Origin of the sequence: Vibrio sp. YYF0003, assembly GCF_036350715.1 — a bacterium.
Taxonomy (GTDB): Bacteria; Pseudomonadota; Gammaproteobacteria; order Enterobacterales; family Vibrionaceae; genus Vibrio; species Vibrio natriegens.
Window position 1 is genome coordinate 340,565 of sequence record NZ_JAZDWA010000001.1, and the last position, 19,593, is coordinate 360,157.

General features: G+C 43.6%; 18 protein-coding genes. 13 read left to right on the top strand and 5 right to left on the bottom strand.

The annotated features are described in order from the left end of the window. Positions 1-45: 45 nt before the first annotated feature. Positions 46-918 carry an endonuclease/exonuclease/phosphatase family protein gene (locus V1U08_RS01535; protein ID WP_243978155.1) on the bottom strand — a complete coding sequence of 291 codons (873 nt, stop codon included), beginning with the start codon at positions 916-918 and terminating at the stop codon, positions 46-48. A gap of 309 nt (positions 919-1,227) precedes the next feature. Here V1U08_RS01535 and nrdD point away from each other — a divergent pair, with 309 nt between their 5' ends. Then, positions 1,228-3,348 carry an anaerobic ribonucleoside-triphosphate reductase gene (nrdD, locus tag V1U08_RS01540; protein WP_330469722.1) on the top strand — a complete coding sequence of 707 codons (2,121 nt, stop codon included), beginning with the start codon at positions 1,228-1,230 and terminating at the stop codon, positions 3,346-3,348. Between the two features lie 80 nt (positions 3,349-3,428). After that, positions 3,429-3,899, top strand: coding sequence for an anaerobic ribonucleoside-triphosphate reductase-activating protein (gene nrdG / locus V1U08_RS01545; RefSeq protein ID WP_330469723.1), 471 nt, complete (start codon positions 3,429-3,431; stop codon positions 3,897-3,899). Between the two features lie 96 nt (positions 3,900-3,995). Here the strand turns inward: nrdG and V1U08_RS01550 are convergent, their stop codons facing one another. Continuing rightward, positions 3,996-5,381, bottom strand: coding sequence for an MATE family efflux transporter (locus V1U08_RS01550; RefSeq protein ID WP_330469724.1), 1,386 nt, complete (start codon positions 5,379-5,381; stop codon positions 3,996-3,998). 158 nt (positions 5,382-5,539) lie between these two features. On the opposite strand from V1U08_RS01550, the gene V1U08_RS01555 reads away from it, so the two are divergent. From V1U08_RS01555 to V1U08_RS01565, 3 genes are all read left to right on the top strand, one after another. After that, positions 5,540-6,394: an AraC family transcriptional regulator gene (locus V1U08_RS01555; RefSeq protein WP_330469725.1), complete on the top strand. Its 855-nt coding sequence runs from the start codon at positions 5,540-5,542 to the stop codon at positions 6,392-6,394. Between the two features lie 157 nt (positions 6,395-6,551). Next, entirely contained in the window at positions 6,552-7,739 is a 1,188-nt protein-coding gene (locus tag V1U08_RS01560) for an amino acid aminotransferase (RefSeq protein ID WP_243978161.1), read from the top strand. Between the two features lie 12 nt (positions 7,740-7,751). Further along, entirely contained in the window at positions 7,752-8,426 is a 675-nt protein-coding gene (locus V1U08_RS01565; protein ID WP_330469726.1) for a putative ATP-dependent zinc protease, read from the top strand. 65 nt (positions 8,427-8,491) lie between these two features. Here the strand turns inward: V1U08_RS01565 and V1U08_RS01570 are convergent, their stop codons facing one another. Further along, entirely contained in the window at positions 8,492-9,028 is a 537-nt protein-coding gene (locus V1U08_RS01570) for a hypothetical protein (RefSeq protein WP_024372991.1), read from the bottom strand. Between the two features lie 246 nt (positions 9,029-9,274). Between V1U08_RS01570 and V1U08_RS01575 the strand changes: the two genes are divergently transcribed. From V1U08_RS01575 to modC, 4 genes are read left to right on the top strand one after another with little or no spacing between them, the layout of a single operon-like run. Continuing rightward, complete coding sequence (locus V1U08_RS01575; protein ID WP_330469727.1) at positions 9,275-10,726, top strand: cobyric acid synthase; 1,452 nt, start codon at positions 9,275-9,277, stop codon at positions 10,724-10,726. A 59-nt stretch (positions 10,727-10,785) separates the two neighbouring features. Continuing rightward, on the top strand, positions 10,786-11,547 hold the full coding sequence (gene modA / locus V1U08_RS01580; protein ID WP_330469728.1) for a molybdate ABC transporter substrate-binding protein: 762 nt from the start codon (positions 10,786-10,788) through the stop codon (positions 11,545-11,547). A 2-nt stretch (positions 11,548-11,549) separates the two neighbouring features. Further along, positions 11,550-12,239 carry a molybdate ABC transporter permease subunit gene (gene modB / locus V1U08_RS01585; RefSeq protein ID WP_065303587.1) on the top strand — a complete coding sequence of 230 codons (690 nt, stop codon included), beginning with the start codon at positions 11,550-11,552 and terminating at the stop codon, positions 12,237-12,239. Continuing rightward, positions 12,236-13,345: a molybdenum ABC transporter ATP-binding protein ModC gene (gene modC / locus V1U08_RS01590; RefSeq protein WP_118120078.1), complete on the top strand. Its 1,110-nt coding sequence runs from the start codon at positions 12,236-12,238 to the stop codon at positions 13,343-13,345. Before modB ends, modC begins: the two co-directional genes overlap by 4 nt. A gap of 74 nt (positions 13,346-13,419) precedes the next feature. On the opposite strand, the gene V1U08_RS01595 is transcribed toward modC, so the two are convergent. Then, positions 13,420-13,857 carry a DUF3069 domain-containing protein gene (locus tag V1U08_RS01595; protein ID WP_014234213.1) on the bottom strand — a complete coding sequence of 146 codons (438 nt, stop codon included), beginning with the start codon at positions 13,855-13,857 and terminating at the stop codon, positions 13,420-13,422. Between the two features lie 449 nt (positions 13,858-14,306). On the opposite strand from V1U08_RS01595, the gene V1U08_RS01600 reads away from it, so the two are divergent. Further along, positions 14,307-15,266 carry a GGDEF domain-containing response regulator gene (locus V1U08_RS01600; protein WP_065301158.1) on the top strand — a complete coding sequence of 320 codons (960 nt, stop codon included), beginning with the start codon at positions 14,307-14,309 and terminating at the stop codon, positions 15,264-15,266. A gap of 108 nt (positions 15,267-15,374) precedes the next feature. On the opposite strand, the gene V1U08_RS01605 is transcribed toward V1U08_RS01600, so the two are convergent. Then, entirely contained in the window at positions 15,375-16,637 is a 1,263-nt protein-coding gene (locus V1U08_RS01605; RefSeq protein WP_029791633.1) for a GGDEF domain-containing protein, read from the bottom strand. 244 nt (positions 16,638-16,881) lie between these two features. Here V1U08_RS01605 and V1U08_RS01610 point away from each other — a divergent pair, with 244 nt between their 5' ends. From V1U08_RS01610 to V1U08_RS01620, 3 genes are all read left to right on the top strand, one after another. Further along, positions 16,882-17,238, top strand: coding sequence for a late competence development ComFB family protein (locus V1U08_RS01610; RefSeq protein WP_118120072.1), 357 nt, complete (start codon positions 16,882-16,884; stop codon positions 17,236-17,238). 74 nt (positions 17,239-17,312) lie between these two features. Then, a complete protein-coding gene (locus V1U08_RS01615) occupies positions 17,313-17,594 on the top strand; it encodes an HlyU family transcriptional regulator (RefSeq protein ID WP_014234217.1) in 282 nt (93 codons plus the stop codon). 439 nt (positions 17,595-18,033) lie between these two features. After that, a complete protein-coding gene (locus V1U08_RS01620) occupies positions 18,034-19,590 on the top strand; it encodes a Re/Si-specific NAD(P)(+) transhydrogenase subunit alpha (RefSeq protein WP_014234218.1) in 1,557 nt (518 codons plus the stop codon). Positions 19,591-19,593 lie beyond the last annotated feature (3 nt).

Sequence of the window (19,593 nt, forward strand, 5' to 3'; positions counted from 1 at the left end):
GTAACTAAAACGCCCAGCATTTTTGCTGGGCGTTTTTTTAGCTGACTAATTTGCAGAGAGTCGCACTTGCGTACTGATTGGACAATGGTCACTTAGATGGTAATCCAGAACATCTTGAGACTTAAATGTCACCTGTCTGGCTGGTTGCGATCCTAGACTATCGCTGACAATGATATGGTCAATGATAGAACGGAACTGATGCGTTTTATTAGGGTTACGATTCGAACGCACCTTACATTCTGCTTGAGTATCTTTTGTGACTAATCTAGCGTTGGTATTTGAAGTCATTGTCGACCACAACCAGTCACCTTGATAAGCCAAGTTGTGGTTAAAATCACCTAAAATGGCGTACTTTTCTTGGCTCTTTTCACGTGCCGTTATCCACTTTGCCAGAGCTTCGCCTTGCTGTTTGAGCGTCTTGCATTCGCGACTGTTTTTGTAAGCGCCACTGCATCCGGCCTTTAGGTGAACTGAAAGCAGGTGAATTTCATCACGCTTATTCGGATTTAGCACAATATAGCTCGCAAAGCGTAACTTGCTATTGCCTCGAGTGATTGAAAAATCGGAGGGATCTGATACCGGGATGCCTTTACGCACGGCAAACCCTGTGTACTGGTTTGTGTCTGAGAACTGCAAATGTTTATTGCCGGACCGAGCTCTATCCGAAAAGTAAATATCGTAGCCATTTCCCACGACTTTCCTAATCGCGACTTCGCTATCGACTTCTTGAAATGCTAATACATCAGGTTGCGAGTTACCCACATATTGATTGAGTTTGGCAAAATCGTTCTCGGTTCTTGATACTTTTCCACCGTTCATTGCTAGCCATTCAATATTCCAACTGGTTAGGTTGATTGAATTTTGCGCAAATGAGGCGGAACAAAAAACTAACATGGCTGTAGCAAAAAGTGATCGCATATTGGCTTATTTCACTCCCGTTTTAGTGCGTGTCCCTTCGTAACCTTTATCCTATAAGACCTCTAAAAAAAGCAAGTGTATTACGTTCCAATTTTGCAATTTTCATTGATTTCTTTTTAATAAAGGGCATCAGCGATAAGATCGATTTCTTCTTATCCGCTACCCAGTTTTTGTTGATCAAAATCAATGTTTTCAACTGGTGCTTCTCGTTAAATACGCCACAATATATTGTGGCTAAAGAATAATAAATCACCCCATATAGTGTGTTTGTGGATAACTCTGTGAGTATGCTGGGGTAAGGAGAAGAAAGTGAAACCAATCGTAATCAAGCGTGACGGCTCAAGAGCTCCGTTCAACAGGGATCGTATTCAAGCAGCAGTCGAAGCCGCGGCGGAAAACAAAGATAAAGATGTCGCCATTTATGCTCTCAATGTTGCTCTTGCTGTCGAGTTACAGCTCAAAGATCACGATGAAGTTCACATCCATGAGATTCAGGATCTGGTTGAAAATGAACTCATGCAAGGTCCTTATAAGTCTCTGGCACGTTCTTACATCGAGTACCGCCATGATCGCGATATTGCTCGTGAGAAACAAAGCTTCCTAACTCGTGAAATTGAAGGTCTGATTGAAGAAAGTAATCTCGATCTTATCAATGAAAACGCGAACAAAGATGGCAAAGTTATCCCGACTCAACGTGACTTGCTGGCTGGTATCGTTGCGAAACACTACGCGAAAACTCACATTCTTCCTCGCGATGTCGTACAAGCGCATGAAGTGGGTGACATTCATTACCACGATTTAGATTACGCACCATTCTTCCCGATGTTTAACTGCATGCTGATCGACCTGAAAGGCATGCTGACACACGGCTTCAAAATGGGAAATGCGGAAATTGATACGCCGAAATCGATATCCACAGCAACCGCAGTCACGGCGCAGATCATTGCACAAGTTGCGAGCCATATTTACGGCGGCACAACGATCAACCGTATCGATGAAGTATTGGCCCCTTACGTAATGACAAGTTACGAGAAGCATCTAAAGATTGCCAAAGAGTGGAACATTGCTGAGCCGGAAGAGTTTGCAAAAGCGCGTACAGAGAAAGAGTGTTACGACGCTTTCCAATCGCTTGAGTACGAAGTAAACACGTTACATACCGCAAATGGGCAAACGCCATTCGTTACGTTTGGTTTCGGTTTAGGTACAAGCTGGGCATCTCGTTTGATCCAGAAATCGATTCTAAAAAACCGGATTGCGGGGCTTGGCAAAAATCGCAAAACGGCCGTGTTCCCAAAACTGGTATTCGGTATTAAAGACGGCCTGAACCACAAAGCTGAAGATCCAAACTACGACATTAAACAACTTGCGCTTGAGTGTGCCTCTAAACGTATGTATCCAGATATTCTGAACTACGACAAAGTAGTTGAAGTGACGGGGTCATTCAAAACGCCGATGGGTTGCAGAAGTTTCTTAGGTACTTATGAAGAAGACGGCGAGCTAATCCATGAAGGTCGTAACAACCTTGGTGTTGTGAGCTTGAACCTACCTCGCATTGCCATTCGTGCCAAAGGAAGCGAGAAAAAGTTCTACGAGCTACTTGATGATCGCCTTCGTCTAGCGCGCAGAGCGTTAGAAACTCGCATTACGCGTCTGGAAAACGTCAAAGCACGCGTAGCACCAATCCTATATATGGAAGGAGCATGTGGTGTTCGTCTGAAAGCGGATGACTCTATTGCTGAGATCTTCAAACATGGTCGTGCTTCAATTTCACTAGGCTATATCGGTGTGCATGAAACGATTAACGCACTGTTTGGCAACGAAGCGCACGTGTACGACGATGCGGTCTTACGTGAAAAAGCGGTTGAGGTGATCAAACACCTAAAAGACGCAGTGAATCAGTGGGCAGACGAAACAGGCTATGGTTTCAGTCTATACGCGACACCGAGTGAAAACTTATGTAGCCGTTTCTGTCGTATTGATACTAAAGAGTTCGGTGTGATCGAAGGGGTAACAGATAAAGGTTACTACACCAACAGCTTCCACTTAGATGTAGAGAAGAAGGTGAACCCATACGACAAGATTGACTTTGAAATGCCATACCCAGAAATCTCGAGCGGTGGTTTTATCTGTTATGGTGAATTCCCTAATATGCAGCGCAACGTTGAAGCGTTAGAAAACGTATGGGATTACAGCTATACCAGAGTGCCTTACTACGGCACTAATACGCCTATCGATGAATGTTACGAGTGCAGTTACACTGGTGAATTTGAATGTACCAGTAAAGGTTTTACCTGCCCAAGCTGTGGTAACCATGATTCAACTAAAGTATCGGTAACACGCCGTGTGTGCGGTTACCTTGGTAGCCCTGATGCACGTCCGTTTAACTTCGGTAAACAGGAAGAAGTGAAGCGCCGAGTAAAACACCTTTAATCAGTAATTGAAACTGCATACAGAAAATCAACCTGTTTCGGGTTGATTTTCTGTTTTCCCAAACCTAATGAGACACGACAATGAATTACCACCAATACTACCCAATTGATGTTGTAAATGGACCGGGTACACGCTGTACGCTGTTTGTTTCTGGTTGTATTCACCAGTGTCGTGGTTGTTATAATCAATCGACTTGGCGTGTGGATTCTGGGCATGTATTTACTCAAGAACTCGAAGACAAAATCATTGCTGATCTAAATGATACGCGAATTAAACGCCGGGGTTTATCGTTGTCGGGGGGAGATCCGCTCCATCTGGAAAATGTACCGTACATCCTAAAATTGGTTAAGCGGGTAAGAGAAGAGTGTGCGGGTAAAGATATCTGGGTTTGGACAGGTTACACTTTAGCTGAGCTTGACGATGCACAAAGAGAAGTAACCAAATACATCGATGTGCTTATCGATGGTAAGTTTGAGCAAGATAAAAAAGATTTGAATTTGGAATGGCGCGGCAGCTCCAACCAAGTCATACACCATTTTGATCATGCTTAAATAAGAGACAAACTGGCTGGAAAATAGAAAAGGCACATTCATGAGTTGAAAATGTGCCTTTTGGGTGAGTTCTTTGTTGGCTGTTGAAACCTTTGGTTACGCTGTTACCATATCCTCGTCATCAACCATGTTGTTTATCCAGCGCTTAGACTGAATACGATGAGTCGTCAGTAAACCTTTCACAAGTTCTTCGACAATCAGAGACATCAGCACGTAATGTAGAGGCAATCCTAGAACCATGCCTGTGTAATAGGTAAGAGGGATACCAATTGCCCACTGTCCAAAGGTGTCGATAAAAATACTGTACCGAATATCGGCGCCGCTTTTAAGAACGCCACCAATTCCCACCATATTGAACACGCGAAAAATCATTCCTAGTGCCATAACAAGGCAGACGTTATACGCCATTTCTTTGTCGGAAAGTGGAGTAAATTCCAATAGCCCGTATATCCACGGCGAACACATCCACACTAACAGATACAAGATTATCGCTAACCCTGAGCTGGTTAATACATACCACCATGCGGTTTTCTCAACTCTGTCGTACTGTTTAGCTCCGATGTCGTTTCCAAGAAGTACTGATGCCGCGACGGCAAATCCCATAAACGCGGATATCAAAACGCCTTCAATTGGCGACAGGAATGAGACAATCGCCAGCTCAGACACACCTAATTGACCATACAAGACGCTGTAGACAATCAGACCACCAGTCCATAATGCATCATGGATGAACGTGGGTAGTGAAATTTGAAAATACTTTTTACGGTACTGCTTTAGTGCACTTTGAGCCCAATCGAACTTCGTCGGAAGGAAGTGCGCGTAGTGCTTGATAAAGTAATACAGCAATACTGCCGTTTGAAAGACGCGTGCGAGAAGCGTTCCGATTGCGGCACCGAACACGCCCCACTGTGGGAATCCCAACAAACCAAAGATCAATACTGAATTGAGAATAACGTTGACGATAATGGCTAATAAGCTGACCTTCGTCGCCAGTTTTGCTTCTCCAACTGATCGAAGTACGGATTCAATAGGCACAACGATCGCCGTCGTAATCAAGCTTAATCCATTAACTACAAGGTAATCGCGAGCATAGTTAACATACTCAGGGTCCTTGGACATGAACGAAACAATTTCTTGATCAAATATCACATAAAGGATGATAAACGGAACCGTGACCAAAATAGAGATAAACCACGATTGCGCCAGAGTCCTGCGGATTCCGTTAAATTTACCCGAACCATAATACTGGGATGCTAAAATCGTTACTGCACCACATAGACCAAAGATCACGGCAAGGTTAAAGAAAATAATACGATTAACCACACCAACGGCTGCAGTGGCTGACTCGCCTAACTGGCTCACCATAAAAATATCGACAATACCCAATAAGGCAAACAACATAGATTGCAGCGAAACAGGAAGGGCAATACCGTACAGTTTTTTCCAAAATGCTTTGTTTATGTATTCATTTGTTAACAGCATCGCATTTCTCCTTTAAGAATAATGCGAGTAGTTTATCCCCATGATTTCACGTTGTATTTTTCAAAGGCATCCAATAGTTTTGCAAAACTCTCAAGTAATTTGAGCCGTTATATCTAATGTTGCCAAGACGCAATAAATACAGTGTGAGACATCGAAATATGGAAGAAAAACAAGAGTGTTACTCCATTTCCGAAAAAACGTATCAGGAGATGATCGACCACACGCGTGTTTTAGCATTAGAAGAAAGAGGCATCGTGCAATGCGGCATCGCAACATGCAGAGATTTCTTTTCGGTGTATAGGAAAAACCAAAAAAAGCACATGCTGCTCTATACCGTGCGAGGAAAAGGTTGGCTAGAAAGCAAAAAATGCCGCTATGAACTAGAACCAGGTTCTCTGGTTATCGTTCCCGCAGGCGTTGAAAACGGATTTGGTATGGAAGACGAAACGTGGCAGATAGCGTGGATCTTTCTTTCACAACACACAGACTGGTCAATGATAGGTGATGAAATTAGTTACCAGTTCACATCTGCATCAGAAGTCATGTACGCGTGTATTCAAACACTTTTACGCAGTATCAACTTACCGATTGACTATGGTTGTAAGGTAGGCGCTCACAGCGTCGCTCAACTGGAATTGATGCTAAACATGCCGCAGTCCGAATCTGTTTCCCGTAATCTATTGAAGTTGCGCCGTGTATTTGATCTTGTCCAAAGACAACTACATAAAGAGTGGACCGTAGAGCAATTAGCGGCACTATATCCTTGTTCAGAAGCTCATTTCTATCGAGTTACGCAGCAGCAATTTGGACGAAGTCCGATGGCTCATTTAACGCGTATGAGAATGGAATACGCGGCAAGGTTATTACGTTCCACCGAATGGCCGATTCAGCACATTGGTGAGATTGTCGGTTATCCAACCAGCGCAAACTTCAGTACGCGGTTTCGAACTTGGTCCGGTATGACACCGAGAGAGTTCAGACAAAAGGGGCATCTTGAGATAGATATCGAGTAGTGATTTGCTTTCTTTGTAACCAACCAAGTGCACAAAGCACCATTGCATACAGAATTTTGTCCTATAATTGACGAAATTCGTAAAAAATCATTTCGCCATTTCAAATGATAATGTTACCGTGAAGTCCGTACTTGAATTTCAAAGGGTTGTGACTTTCATGTTTTCTAATCTACCAACTCCCGTATTAGATCCTATTTTATCTTTATCCGTTGCATACCGCAGCGATGAACGTCCAAACAAGGTTGATCTTGGTATTGGCGTGTACAAAAACAGCGCTGGTGAAACGCCAATCATGAAAGCCATTCAGATGGCGCAAGACGTTGTTGTAAAAACTCAAAAAACCAAAGCTTACGTTGGCCTTGCTGGCTGCGAAGAGTTTAACCAAAGCATGGTTGATCTTTTGTTATCTGGAACCTCCGCAATGGATCGTGTTGCGGCAATTCAAACGCCAGGGGCGAGTGGTGCTTTGCGTATGTTGGGCGACTTAATGAAAGTTGCACAACCAGATACGACCGTATGGATTTCTAATCCAAGTTACGTGAACCACAAACCGGTGATGGAAGCTGCAGGTCTGAAGGTAAGGTTCTACCATTACTTCTCTCCAGAAACCAAGCAAGTTGATACCGCTAAAATGCTCGACGATTTGTCAAAAGCTGGTCCTTCTGATGTCGTGCTACTCCACGGTTGTTGCCACAATCCAACTGGTGCAGATATCGACTTCGCCGCTTGGCAAGCAATTACAGAGCTATCACAGAAGAATGGTTTCACCCCTTTTGTTGATATCGCCTATCAGGGCTTTGGCGATGGTCTGGAAGAAGATGCGAAAGGCCTTCGCTTTATGGCAGATAACGTTGAAGAGATGCTAATCACGACGTCTTGCTCGAAGAATTTTGGTCTTTACCGTGAACGTACAGGTGCTGCGATTGTCGTCGGTAAAAATACTCAAGATGTCACTAACGCAAAAGGTAAGCTATTAACGTTGGCTCGTTCTACTTACACTATGCCGCCAGATCATGGTGCTGCACTGGTCAAAACAATCCTTCAAGACGCGAACCTAACCTCAGTTTGGAAGCAAGAACTGAGCGAAATGCAGCAGCGTTTGGTTAGCCTTCGTCAAAACTTGTGTAACGAATTGAGAAATAACCATAATACAGATCAATTTGACTTCATTGAGAGTCACAAAGGCATGTTTACTGTGCTAGGCTTTACTGAAAAGCAAATGGCGCACTTACGTGAAGATTATGGCATTTATGGTGTTGGAGATGGCCGCATTAATATTGCCGGTCTGACCGAAACACATATTCCTTACGTAGCTGACGCGATAAATAAAGTCTCTCAACTTTAATTCGGAGTGTGGATGAAAAACTGGAAACTGATTCTGCCGCTTATGATGAGCGGTAGTTTAATTGCTTGTACGTCAACGCAAACGACGACGGAGCCTGTTGAGCCAGAAACGCCTGAAATAGAACAACCTGTCGTGGTAGAACCAGAAGTTAAACCAGAGGTTGAGCCAAAGCCAGATGTAGAACCAAAACCGGAAATAAAGCCAGAGCCGAAACCTGAGCCAAAACCAGAAAAGCCAGTTAAGGTACAAAAAACGCCTGACGGTATGCTTATTCTTGGCTCGGAAGAGTGGGTTTACGCACCGGGGATTGATGAAACGTTTAAAGCACGTGTAGATACTGGCGCAACGACATCGTCAATCAGCGCGTTAGATATCGTACCATTTGAACGCGATGGTAAAGACTGGGTTCAGTTTAAAATCGACCTCGGCGATAAGGCGAGTAAAGAATTTAAAGCACCAGTAGAGCGTTGGGCTAAGGTAAAACAGTCTTCGTCGGACGAAGTCAATAAACGTGCTGTTGTAGTGGCCTACATTCAGGTTGGTGATTACAAAGAGAAGACAGAATTTACTTTGGCCGAAAGAGGCCACATGAAGTTCCCAATGCTTTTGGGAAGAAGCTTCTTCAGAGATATTGCTGTTGTCGATGTATCGAAAAAATACGTTCAAGACAAACCTAGCAAGAAATAGTAACAGTACTAAAACTGAAATGGCCTCCACTTATGGAGGCCATTTTTTATGTTGGTTTGGCTTGCTTAGAATCCAAAGCGGGCAGACATCACGAGTTGCTGTCCGTAAACCCCGTTATTTTTGAAATCGGCACCAAGTGACAATTGCTGAGTCGAATGGAATCGAGCTCCCAAATTGTAAACGGTGTGGGAATCATCGTTGTCCATTAATTGGCCTAAACGCGCGTGAAACTCAACGTTTTGCATCAGCCAGACACGAGTACCAACATTGACTTCTGCGTGCCACTCATCGCCGACTTTGTCACTGCTGTTTTTCTTAATATTGTGCAGCAGCATCTGGCCATAAATATCAGCAAATTGTCCAGCAGGGCCATTGAAGCCAATACCACCTGCGACATCCCAGTCACCACTGAATTCGCTATCAGCGCGACCAATGAAGTGGGTGTTTTCAGTAAAGTAGCTTGTAAATTCGCCACCAAAGGTTCCTGGGCTGGTGCCCATACGGACTTCCAACGTATTGTAGTTAAAATTATTGGCATAAGAGGAAAGTGGCAGTATCGCGCACAAACCAAAGGCCGTAACCTTTAGCGCTTTACCTAGCATGGTAACTCCAGACAAGATCATTAAAATTACACACAGCAAAGCAAAAACCAGACCATAAATGATAATAGTGTCACTTTTAACCAGTATCGCTTCTTTTAACCCGCGAGCGACTATTTACAACCCTCTTTCCAGACAGGGCAAGTGGAACAAATGTGACGATAAACTTTGATATTCGGTTCATTTGCTTGAGTAACCTGCAACGATAACGTTATGATTGCCCATCTATTTCTTCTCTTACGAATATTCATGAAATCAGCAATCCCTTCTTTAATGGTTCAAGGCACCACATCGGATGCCGGAAAAAGTGTACTTGTGGCAGGTTTATGCCGTGTATTAGCGAGAAGAGGGATTAAAGTTGCCCCTTTTAAGCCGCAAAATATGGCGCTTAACAGCGCGGTCACCAAAGATGGCGGTGAGATAGGGCGCGCTCAGGAAGTTCAGGCGCAAGCTTGCAATATTGAATCCACAGTTCATATGAACCCGGTGCTTATAAAACCGAACAGCGATACGGGTGCGCAAATCATTCTGCAAGGCAAAGCGTTGTCTGATATGGACGCAGCTGGATTTCATGACTACAAAAAAGTTGCGATGAATACTGTACTTGATTCCTTTTCGCGACTGACCCAAGAGTATGACTCGATTATGATTGAGGGAGCAGGCAGCCCGGCAGAGATTAACCTGCGAGAAGGGGATATTGCCAATATGGGATTTGCAGAAGCGGCTGATGTCCCGGTGATTATTGTTGCTGATATCGATCGAGGCGGGGTTTTTGCTCACTTATACGGCACGTTAGCATTACTTTCTGAATCAGAACAAGCGCGGGTAAAAGGTTTTGTCATTAACCGCTTCCGTGGTGACATTCGTCTGTTGCAATCAGGATTAGACTGGCTTGAAGAAAAAACCGGTAAGCCGGTCTTGGGAGTATTACCGTACCTCCATGGATTCAACCTTGAAGCCGAGGATGCGATCACTAATCAGCAAGAGTTAAACGCAGAAGTCAAACTCAATGTTGTGGTACCAGTTTTAACCCGAATCAGCAATCATACCGATTTTGATGTCCTTCGTCTCAACCCCGACATTAACTTACGTTATGTGGGTAAAGGCGAGAAAATCGATAAAGCTGATTTGGTTATCTTACCCGGAACAAAGTCCGTCAGAGACGATTTAGCGTACTTAAGAAGTCAGGGCTGGGATAAGGATATATTGCGCCATATTCGCCTGGGTGGAAAAGTCATTGGTATTTGTGGCGGCTATCAGATGCTAGGTAAAACCATTGATGATCCAGAGGGTGTTGAAAGTGCAGCGGGCAAAAGTGAAGGTTTAGGGCTGCTTGACGTTCACACGGTCCTTACCGGTAGTAAGCAACTGACAAAGACACAAGCTGTCGTGAGCCTAAATGGTAAACGTGCTACCGCAAAAGGCTACGAAATTCATGTTGGCCGAAGCGAAGTGACAGGCGTTCAGCCACTTGAACTCACCAATGGTGTTTTTGATGGCGCGTTAAGTGAATGTGACCAAATTATGGGAACCTATTTACACGGTTTCTTTGATGAAGTGGAAGTGTTAAATCTCATTGCCGAGTGGGTAAATGGCTCTCAAATTAAGCAACAAAATTTTGAAGAGATTAAAGAGCTTGGGATTAATCGTATTGCAGATGCGATAGAGCAACACATGAACTTAGATTTTTTATTCAAATAAAACACTCAGTTGATGAACGTAATATCAGTCTAAAGCTTGTCTCGTAAAGGAGCCTATTAATGAAAATATGGAAAACACATGTTTACTTAACGGCATTGTTAAGCGTTGTTTTTTCTGCCCATGCCGCAGCCGATCTCAAAGTGTACGCTGCGTCCTCTATGACCAATGCGATCAACGAAATTAGCGAAAATTTCTCAGGCAAGTTCGATGTAACCGTCACACCAGTTTACGGTGGTTCCTCGTCTATTGCTCGTCAGATAATGAACGGAGCTCCCGCCGATGTTTTCATCTCAGCAAATACCAAGTGGATGGACTATCTTGTGGATGAAAAGGTCATCTTACGTGACAATGTCACCAATTTGGTGGGGAATAGTCTGGTCTTGATTGCTCCCAAGCCGTCTAACACGAAGAGTTTTAATTTTTCAGATAGTAACGCGTGGCTAGTTGCGTTGAATGATGGACGTCTTGCACTGGGTAATCCGATATCTGTACCTGTGGGGATGTACGCTAAAGAATCACTGACTACACTGGACGTATGGAAAAATATTGAATCTAAAGTTGCTCCTGCCAAGAATGTTCGTCTCGCGTTAGCTCTGGTAGAGCGTGGAGAAGCGCCATTAGGTATTGTGTACAAAACCGACGCGTTGCTGACAGACAAAGTAACAATAGTAGACGAGTTCTCGAGCGAAATGCACAGTGCCATTGTCTATCCGGCGGCAATGATCAGTGACTCAACGGAATCGAAGCAGTTTTTCCAATACCTGAGTACAGATGAAGCCAAAGCGGTCTTTGTCAAATACGGTTTCAGTAATAAGGAATAAGCGTGACTGAACTGGAATACCAAGCCTTAATCTTAAGTCTCAAAGTAGGCGCGTTCGCGGTACTTTGGCTTATCCCTTTAGGGGTTTTACTGGCGTGGTTACTTTCTCGTAAAACCTTTTTTGGCAAGTCTGTCCTCGATAGCCTGATTCATTTGCCTTTGGTCTTGCCACCAGTTGTTATTGGTTATTTGCTACTGCTATCCCTTGGACGGCAGGGCTTCATTGGCAGTTGGTTGTATGAACATTTTGGCTTGGTATTTAGCTTTGATTGGAAAGGAGCGGTTGTCGCTTGTATTGTTGTCGCGTTGCCGCTTATGGTTCGTTCTGTTCGTTTAAGCCTGGAAAGTGTCGATCCCAAACTTGAACATGCCGCTTCGACGCTTGGTGCCTCTCCATTTAAAGTATTTATGACGATTACGTTGCCGCTCACAATCCCCGGAATAATCACCGGAACGATGTTGTCGTTCGCACGCAGCTTAGGTGAGTTTGGCGCAACCATCAGTTTTGTGTCCAATATTCCTGGCGAAACGCAAACCATACCACTCGCAATGTACAACTTTATAGAAACGCCTGGGGCAGAGATGCAAGCGGCGCGTCTTTGTATCATTTCTATCGCGCTTGCGTTATCGACGTTAATGGCCTCTGAGTGGATGAACCGAAAAGCGGCTCGTCGATTGGGAGCGAAGCAATGAGTATTAAAGTTCAATTTAAACAATTGCTTGGTGAAAGTGATTTTGATGTCGATCTGGAGTTACCGTGTCACGGAATTAGTGCGTTATTTGGGCGTTCTGGTGCAGGTAAGACAACGCTCATTAATGTAATCAGTGGATTGGTCACGCCGACACAAGGTAAAGTCAGTATTGGCGAACACGTCTTATTTGATAGTGATAAGGCAATAAACTTACCGACGCACAAGCGAAAGATTGGTTATGTTTTTCAGGACTCACGCCTATTCCCACACTATTCAGTACAAGGGAATTTAATGTATGGCGTCAAAGAGAAGGATACTAAGTACTTTGATGAGGTGACTGAGCTTCTCTCCATTAAACCACTCCTGAAGCGTTTCCCAGTGTCGCTCTCTGGCGGCGAAAAGCAACGAGTGGCGATAGCGCGTGCATTGTTGTCTAAGCCTGATTTGTTGTTGATGGACGAACCATTAGCATCACTGGATATGCCCAGAAAACGGGAAGTCATGCCGTTTCTTGAGGACCTATCTGAAAAAGTGAACATACCAATTGTGTATGTGACGCACAGCTTGCAAGAAATCATTAGATTGGCTCAAAATTTAGCAATCATTGAGAACGGCAGTATAGTGACATCAGGCAAGCTGGAAGAGGTCTGGGCTTCTCACGCAATGAGACCATGGCAGTCATTCTCAGAACACAGTAGCTTGTTTGAAGGAAAAATCGCCGCTCATCATGAGCACTATGCGCTGACGTCTGTAGAACTTGGCCAAAACGCTTCGCTCTGGGTACAAAAGATTGAGGGCGAGCCTGGAACGCCAATTCGACTTCAAGTGCGCGCTAGCGATGTCTCTATTGCTTTGGAGCGTCCGGTAGCCACGTCGATTCGAAATGTTTTGCCAGCGACTGTCCAATCAATCGAACAGGTGAATGTCGGAGAAGATAAGCAAAGCATTACCGTCTCTTTGCAACTGGATGAGAATTGCTGCTTGTGGGCAAAAATTACCCCTTGGGCTCTTGATGACCTCAACTTAAAGCCTGGTGACGCAGTCTATGCGCAAGTCAAAGGGGTGAGTGTGACTCAACGCGATATTGCCTTTGCACCACACGCTTAAAAAGATCGATGCAAAGGTTACATAACTAAAAAGGGCTGCACAATGCAGCCCTTTATTCACTTCGTTAGTCAGCTTTATTTCGCAAACACTTCTTTGAATTCACGTTTTAGTAGAGGGTCACGACGCGCTTTTTTCATTTGTTTAACCATGTCTTTCACGCAGTTGTGAAGAACATTGTCTAGTAGCTGCGCTCGGTACTCTTCTTTATCTTCATCTGTCATGTTTTCTGGCAGATTTAGAGTTGGGAACTCTTCCATTACGTTAATGCCAGCGAATGCTTGGCCTACTGAAACTAGAGCATGGAACTGTTCAAAGTTATCCAGAATGTTTTGAGCACTTGCTGGCATTTCGTCCCAAGACGCGCGAACGGCTTCTTCTGACACTTCATGGATAGAGGTAACCATTTCGAACATTTGCTCTGGAACTTCGTCGAATTCAATAACTTTACGTAGTTCAGGAGAAATGGTTTCTAGATCGATTTTTTTGCTTTCGGTGTTAGTTGCTTCTGACATGCTGTGTCTCTCATTACAAAAAGGCGGGAATAGTAATATCAAATGTTTCAAATATCTACCATTATACCCAAATGACTTCAAGATGCGGAATTCAGAGCAAGGTCACTGGCTCAAGTTTAAGGAAAATAACGCAGTGGAATAGTGAGCTCTTTCCAAGTTATTTGACGCAAAAATTGTGTCAATGACACGCTCCCAAAGGGCGAGCTGACTTGGTCCACAGCCTTTGTTAACGATTTTTAATTTAGAACCACTAGATTTTCAAACCGTTGCCTTGTCTGTAAACCAAGTCACTCTCGCTGAAACAGGCATCTAGAGGTTATTTGGGTATACAGTCTTTTGATTACGCGACAATTAAACAAAAATATAGCACTTAACAGCTGACACGATGCAACGAAGCCTTGAATATGATATATGGTTAAGAAAGAGAAAATAAGATAGTGGAATACCTTATGCAGCCTAAAGGGACATCAATGCGCATTCTACTGGTTGACGATGTTCAATTAGACAGAATGCAATTGGCTATTCGTTTGAAACAACTGGGGCATATCGTTAAGACAGTAGGCAGTGGTGCAGAAGCATTAAATATTTATGAGAGTTTCGACCCCGAATTGGTCTTGCTCGATATCTCTATGCCAGAAATGAACGGTTTCGAGCTTTCATTATCGATCAGAGAAGCTTTTCCTGACTGGATTCCCATCATCTTCCTTAGTAGCCATGAAGAACCTGAAATTATTGCTAAAGCGATAGAAGCAGGCGGTGATGATTATCTTATTAAGCCTGTTGATAAACTCGTTCTAAATTCCAAGCTCATCGCCATGCAGCGTATTGCTCACATGAGGCGTGAGTTAAAACAAGCGACAGCGCAGCTAGAAAAAGTGAATCAACTTCTAACCCAACAGGCGAATGAGGACGGGTTAACGAAACTTTATAATCGCAGATACATTGACCAAAAGCTTGAATCTTTGGTTGCGTGGCACGGCCGCCGCCATATGCCAATGGCGATGATTTTGTTAGATGTCGACTTTTTTAAAGCGTTTAACGATAACTATGGCCACATAGAAGGGGATCGATGCTTGCAGGCGATCGCAAGTCAACTTAAAGCGACCTTTTGCCGTTCTGGAGAGTATGTTGGCCGTTATGGCGGAGAGGAGTTTGTGGTACTGCTAAGCACTACTGATGGACAAATGGCAGAAAGAGAAGCCGAGCGTATCCAAGAAGTGATCGCTTTTCTTGACTATCCTCATCAGTATTCAAGCATTTCAAGTAGAGTGACAGTGTCACAAGGCGTGTTTGCTTTTCAGGCTACGGGCAAAGAAAAAAAAGCAGATTTGTATGAAATCGTCGATCGAGCACTCTACACATCAAAATCTAGAGGTCGCGATACACATACTTTAGTTAATCAAAATTGACTCTGATCCTGCATTCCAGATTTGGGTGACGTTGTCACAAAAAAGCCTCTTTAAACAATCGATTGGTAATAGCGCTTTAAGGTGAGGTACAAGTTGAGTCATAGATAATCACGAAGCACGTGACCTGAACTCATTCCTGAAACATTTTATACAATTTCTGCCAGAGTCTTTTGCTTGATACAAGGCTTCATCTGCGAGTGACAGAACCTCTTCTGGATCTGAAGCGTCTCGGCTATCAGCAACGCCAATACTCACCGTAATTGATACCGACCGTCTTTTAGCTCCGTGTCCACGATTTAATTGGCCTTGCTTATTGTCGTCTGGGCGAGATGCTGAATCGCGCAAGACCATTTTATAATTCGCTATTGATTTATGGACTTCCGCTAATTCTTTTAAACAGTCTTCAGCGTACTTACCTTTAAATAGGATAGTGAACTCTTCACCACCAAAACGATAAGCCTTAGCACCACCACGTGTTTTCATTAGCAACGTTGCGACAAGTTTAAGTACATTGTCGCCGGTATCATGCCCGTACGTATCATTAAAATTTTTAAAGTGATCAACGTCTAACATTGCGATGGTGTACTTACCATCCATATCTTTAAAATCAAGATCGAGCGCCCTGCGGCTAGGGATAAGAGTCAAGCTGTCAGTAAAGGCAAGATGATGGCTTGCACTAGTTGAATACACAATCATAAGCAAGCCTGCCAGAGTAAACATAGTACTTGATATGTATTGAACATCGAAAAAGATAAAGGTCGTCGAAGCTAAAGCCATCGCAGAGTAGGTCATGGCGTGGATGATTTTGTTGGTTCTTAATACCAAAATTCCCAGAAAGCCGACGATGCCAAGACAGTATAAGACGAGAATAAACGGGAGCTTGGAAATACTAGGTATGATGAACAAAATACCATTTGTCCAATCCTCAAACCGGCCTTTAATGTGGAATCTCAGTGTAATGTAAGACCACAACAAAAAGATCGCCAACATCAACACATAGACAAACATGGCTTTTGAGTTTGCACCGTCTTTACTGAATAGAAACACGGCCAGAAAAGAAATCGGCAGCAATGTTGCTAGCATCGTTAACTCAATCAGCGCCGTTCCACTAGTGAGGGGCACCTGAAGCCGCTGTTGGATAATAAAGTAAGCCACTAGCATTGAGAGGCAGACCATAGACTCCCGTCCTTGCTTAAAGGAATAGCAAAGCAGCAGAGCACAACCCAACAGTATGTAAGGTAAATTCGCGGCTATTCCCCAGTTTGACTTAGTCATCTGAATAATACTATTCATGCCGGATATCGCGAGTCCCAACAGTATTATTGGGAAAACGAATTTAAAGCCTGATGATGTCATTAAAGATGAGGACATTTGAAAAAATTGCCTACAAAATTAGTTAAATACATAAAAAGGTCACAATACGCATCTAGTTGATATTATCATTGTAGATTATATGCTTTCAGTATCTTAGCAATTTTCCATAATAAGTACACAATAAAGTGGTTAAGTACCAGTTATGGGAGATAGAGCAACATTTATAAAAGCCGCTAAATCAACGCATTACTACCGCTGACTATGACTATACTTGTTTTATATCAGACAAAGGAGAGTCACCATGCACATCAGTTCCGAAGTACATAACTATATGGAAACCTTCGTCGGTCAAATCCTCTGTACAAACAGATACAACGGGCAGTTTGACAGTAATCAGTTGGCTGATATCGCTTGCTTAGCTTTGATACAACTTAAACCCCTCTACATTCGACACGACATCGACTTTCTCTCTTCGCTACCTGAACGCAAGCTTAACCAGCTTAAACAAAGCGCTGAGATAGCGGTTGAGAACGCAGTCGTTATGCTCCAAAACGATAGACGAAAAAATCGTAACAATGATCTGCCTGTTATTTTTTCACATACCCGTTATGATGAGCACAAAGAGCTGGATTGGTATGAAAAACCAATTCTTAAGTAAACATAGGTTATGAATGCTCAACACCGTATCTATGCTATGTAAGTATAGAAGTTGTGTTGGCCCAAGGAGGAATTGTGGGATTCTTTTCTCGTTTGTTTGGCGGTAGTGAGAAATCTGTCGAAGTAAAAACTGTAGAGCCAGTGGAATACAAAGGCTTTCAGATATACCAGGAAAGCGTTGCTGAAGGCGGTCAATTTCGTATTGCTGGCCGAATAGAAAAAGAGATTGATGGGGAAATAAAGACTCATCGTTTCATTCGTTCAGACTTGTTGGGTTCGGAACAAGATGCCAACGAGCTGATGTTGAAGAAATCACACATGTTCATCGATCAAATGGGTGACAAGATCTTCGATTAACAAATCACTGTAATTTGATGCGAATCATCTTAATAAGAGCCATTAGTATATATGCTGATGGCTCTTTCTTTTTTTAAGGCTTAAATACCTGTTAATTAAGGAGTTAGTGATGCTCTGGTTGGACCTCCTGTCTAGGGGCGATATTTTTCGTATTTATCGAGTTCAAATAGAGAAAATTTCATTACTTAAGGTTATATGTAATGAAATTTAGTGTTTATATAACAAAACACTTGCAGTCACAGCACGCCTTAGATACAAAAAGAATATAACAGGGCTGTTGAACAAGATATGACGATGCAAATAGGTGGGCCCAAACATCGGTGTTTTATTTGTATTTATCTTGTGTAGTTAAACAGAAAGAAATAAAAAAGAATTAGAGTAGAGCACGGCTCTTTTTTTTGGGACTAATTAATTGATATGTATACAAGGAGTATGCGTTTTGCAAATCGGTGTACCTAGAGAGATACTCGCGGGTGAATCGCGAGTAGCTGCATCACCAAAGTCGGTTGAGCAGTTAATTAAGTTGGGGTTCGATGTCGCTATCGAATCTCAGGCGGGGGTGCTAGCGAGTTTCGATGATGCCGCTTATGAAGCTGCAGGTGCGAAAATCGTTTCTAGTGACGAAGTTTGGACATCAGGTCTGATTCTTAAAGTAAATGCGCCACTCGTAGATGAAGAAAAAGGCATCGACGAAATTGCATTACTACAAGATGGTGCAACTCTGATTAGCTTTATTTGGCCTGCACAAAATGCAGAGCTAATGGAGCAGCTTTCAAGTAAGAACATTAACGTTCTGGCGATGGACTCAGTTCCTCGTATCTCTCGAGCTCAAGCATTAGATGCACTGTCTTCAATGGCGAACATTGCTGGTTACCGTGCAGTCGTTGAAGCCGCTCACGAGTTTGGCCGTTTCTTTACCGGTCAAATTACGGCAGCAGGTAAAGTTCCACCGGCTAAAGTTCTTGTGGCTGGTGCTGGTGTTGCGGGTTTGGCTGCGATCGGTGCTGCAGGTAGCCTCGGGGCGATTGTACGTTCATTTGACGTACGTCCTGAAGTAAAAGAGCAAGTTGAATCGATGGGCGCCGAATTCCTGACTGTGGACTTCCAAGAGGACTCAGGCTCTGGTGATGGCTACGCGAAAGAAATGTCTGATGACTTCAACAAGAAAGCGGCTGAGCTATACGCTGAGCAAGCGAAAGACGTTGATATCATCATCACGACGGCTCTGATTCCTGGCAAACCTGCACCGAAGCTGATCACTAAAGAAATGGTCGACAGCATGAAAGCGGGTAGCGTGATTGTAGACTTGGCGGCTGCGAACGGCGGTAACTGTGAATACACAGTCAAAGATCAAGTTATCATGACTGACAACGGCGTGAAAATTGTTGGTTACACCGACATGGTAGGCCGTTTGCCAACGCAATCTTCTCAGCTTTACGCAACAAACCTTGTGAACCTTCTAAAACTTCTTTGTAAAGAGAAAGACGGCAACATCAATATCGACTTCGAAGACGTTGTACTTCGTGGCGTGACTGTCGTGAAAGAAGGCGAAATCACTTGGCCAGCGCCACCTATTCAAGTTTCTGCTCAACCTCAGGCTAAGCAAGAACCAGTGGTTAAGAAAGAGCCAAAAGTTGAAGAGCCAACTTCGCCAACGAAAAAACTTATTGGTTTAGTGGCAGCTGTTGGTGCCTTTGCATGGGTTGCTTCGGTTGCGCCTGCGGCGTTCCTTTCACACTTTACAGTATTCGTATTAGCGTGTGTTGTAGGTTACTACGTTGTTTGGAACGTGACGCATGCACTGCATACTCCGCTTATGTCGGTAACTAACGCTATCTCGGGCATTATTGTTGTGGGTGCGTTACTGCAAATTGGACAAGGTAATGGGGTCGTATCCTTCCTTTCGTTCATCGCCGTGTTGATTGCAAGTATCAACATATTCGGTGGTTTCACCGTCACCAAGCGTATGCTTGAAATGTTCCGCAAAGATAAATAAGGA

Coding starts and splice junctions, on each gene's coding strand:
- V1U08_RS01535 (WP_243978155.1), bottom strand. CDS start 918: ATGCGATCACTTTTTGCTACAGCCATGTTAGTTTTTTGTTCCGCCTCA.
- nrdG (WP_330469723.1), top strand. CDS start 3,429: ATGAATTACCACCAATACTACCCAATTGATGTTGTAAATGGACCGGGT.
- V1U08_RS01550 (WP_330469724.1), bottom strand. CDS start 5,381: ATGCTGTTAACAAATGAATACATAAACAAAGCATTTTGGAAAAAACTG.
- V1U08_RS01555 (WP_330469725.1), top strand. CDS start 5,540: ATGGAAGAAAAACAAGAGTGTTACTCCATTTCCGAAAAAACGTATCAG.
- V1U08_RS01560 (WP_243978161.1), top strand. CDS start 6,552: ATGTTTTCTAATCTACCAACTCCCGTATTAGATCCTATTTTATCTTTA.
- V1U08_RS01565 (WP_330469726.1), top strand. CDS start 7,752: ATGAAAAACTGGAAACTGATTCTGCCGCTTATGATGAGCGGTAGTTTA.
- V1U08_RS01570 (WP_024372991.1), bottom strand. CDS start 9,028: ATGCTAGGTAAAGCGCTAAAGGTTACGGCCTTTGGTTTGTGCGCGATA.
- V1U08_RS01575 (WP_330469727.1), top strand. CDS start 9,275: ATGAAATCAGCAATCCCTTCTTTAATGGTTCAAGGCACCACATCGGAT.
- modA (WP_330469728.1), top strand. CDS start 10,786: ATGAAAATATGGAAAACACATGTTTACTTAACGGCATTGTTAAGCGTT.
- modC (WP_118120078.1), top strand. CDS start 12,236: ATGAGTATTAAAGTTCAATTTAAACAATTGCTTGGTGAAAGTGATTTT.
- V1U08_RS01595 (WP_014234213.1), bottom strand. CDS start 13,857: ATGTCAGAAGCAACTAACACCGAAAGCAAAAAAATCGATCTAGAAACC.
- V1U08_RS01600 (WP_065301158.1), top strand. CDS start 14,307: ATGCAGCCTAAAGGGACATCAATGCGCATTCTACTGGTTGACGATGTT.
- V1U08_RS01605 (WP_029791633.1), bottom strand. CDS start 16,637: ATGTCCTCATCTTTAATGACATCATCAGGCTTTAAATTCGTTTTCCCA.
- V1U08_RS01610 (WP_118120072.1), top strand. CDS start 16,882: ATGCACATCAGTTCCGAAGTACATAACTATATGGAAACCTTCGTCGGT.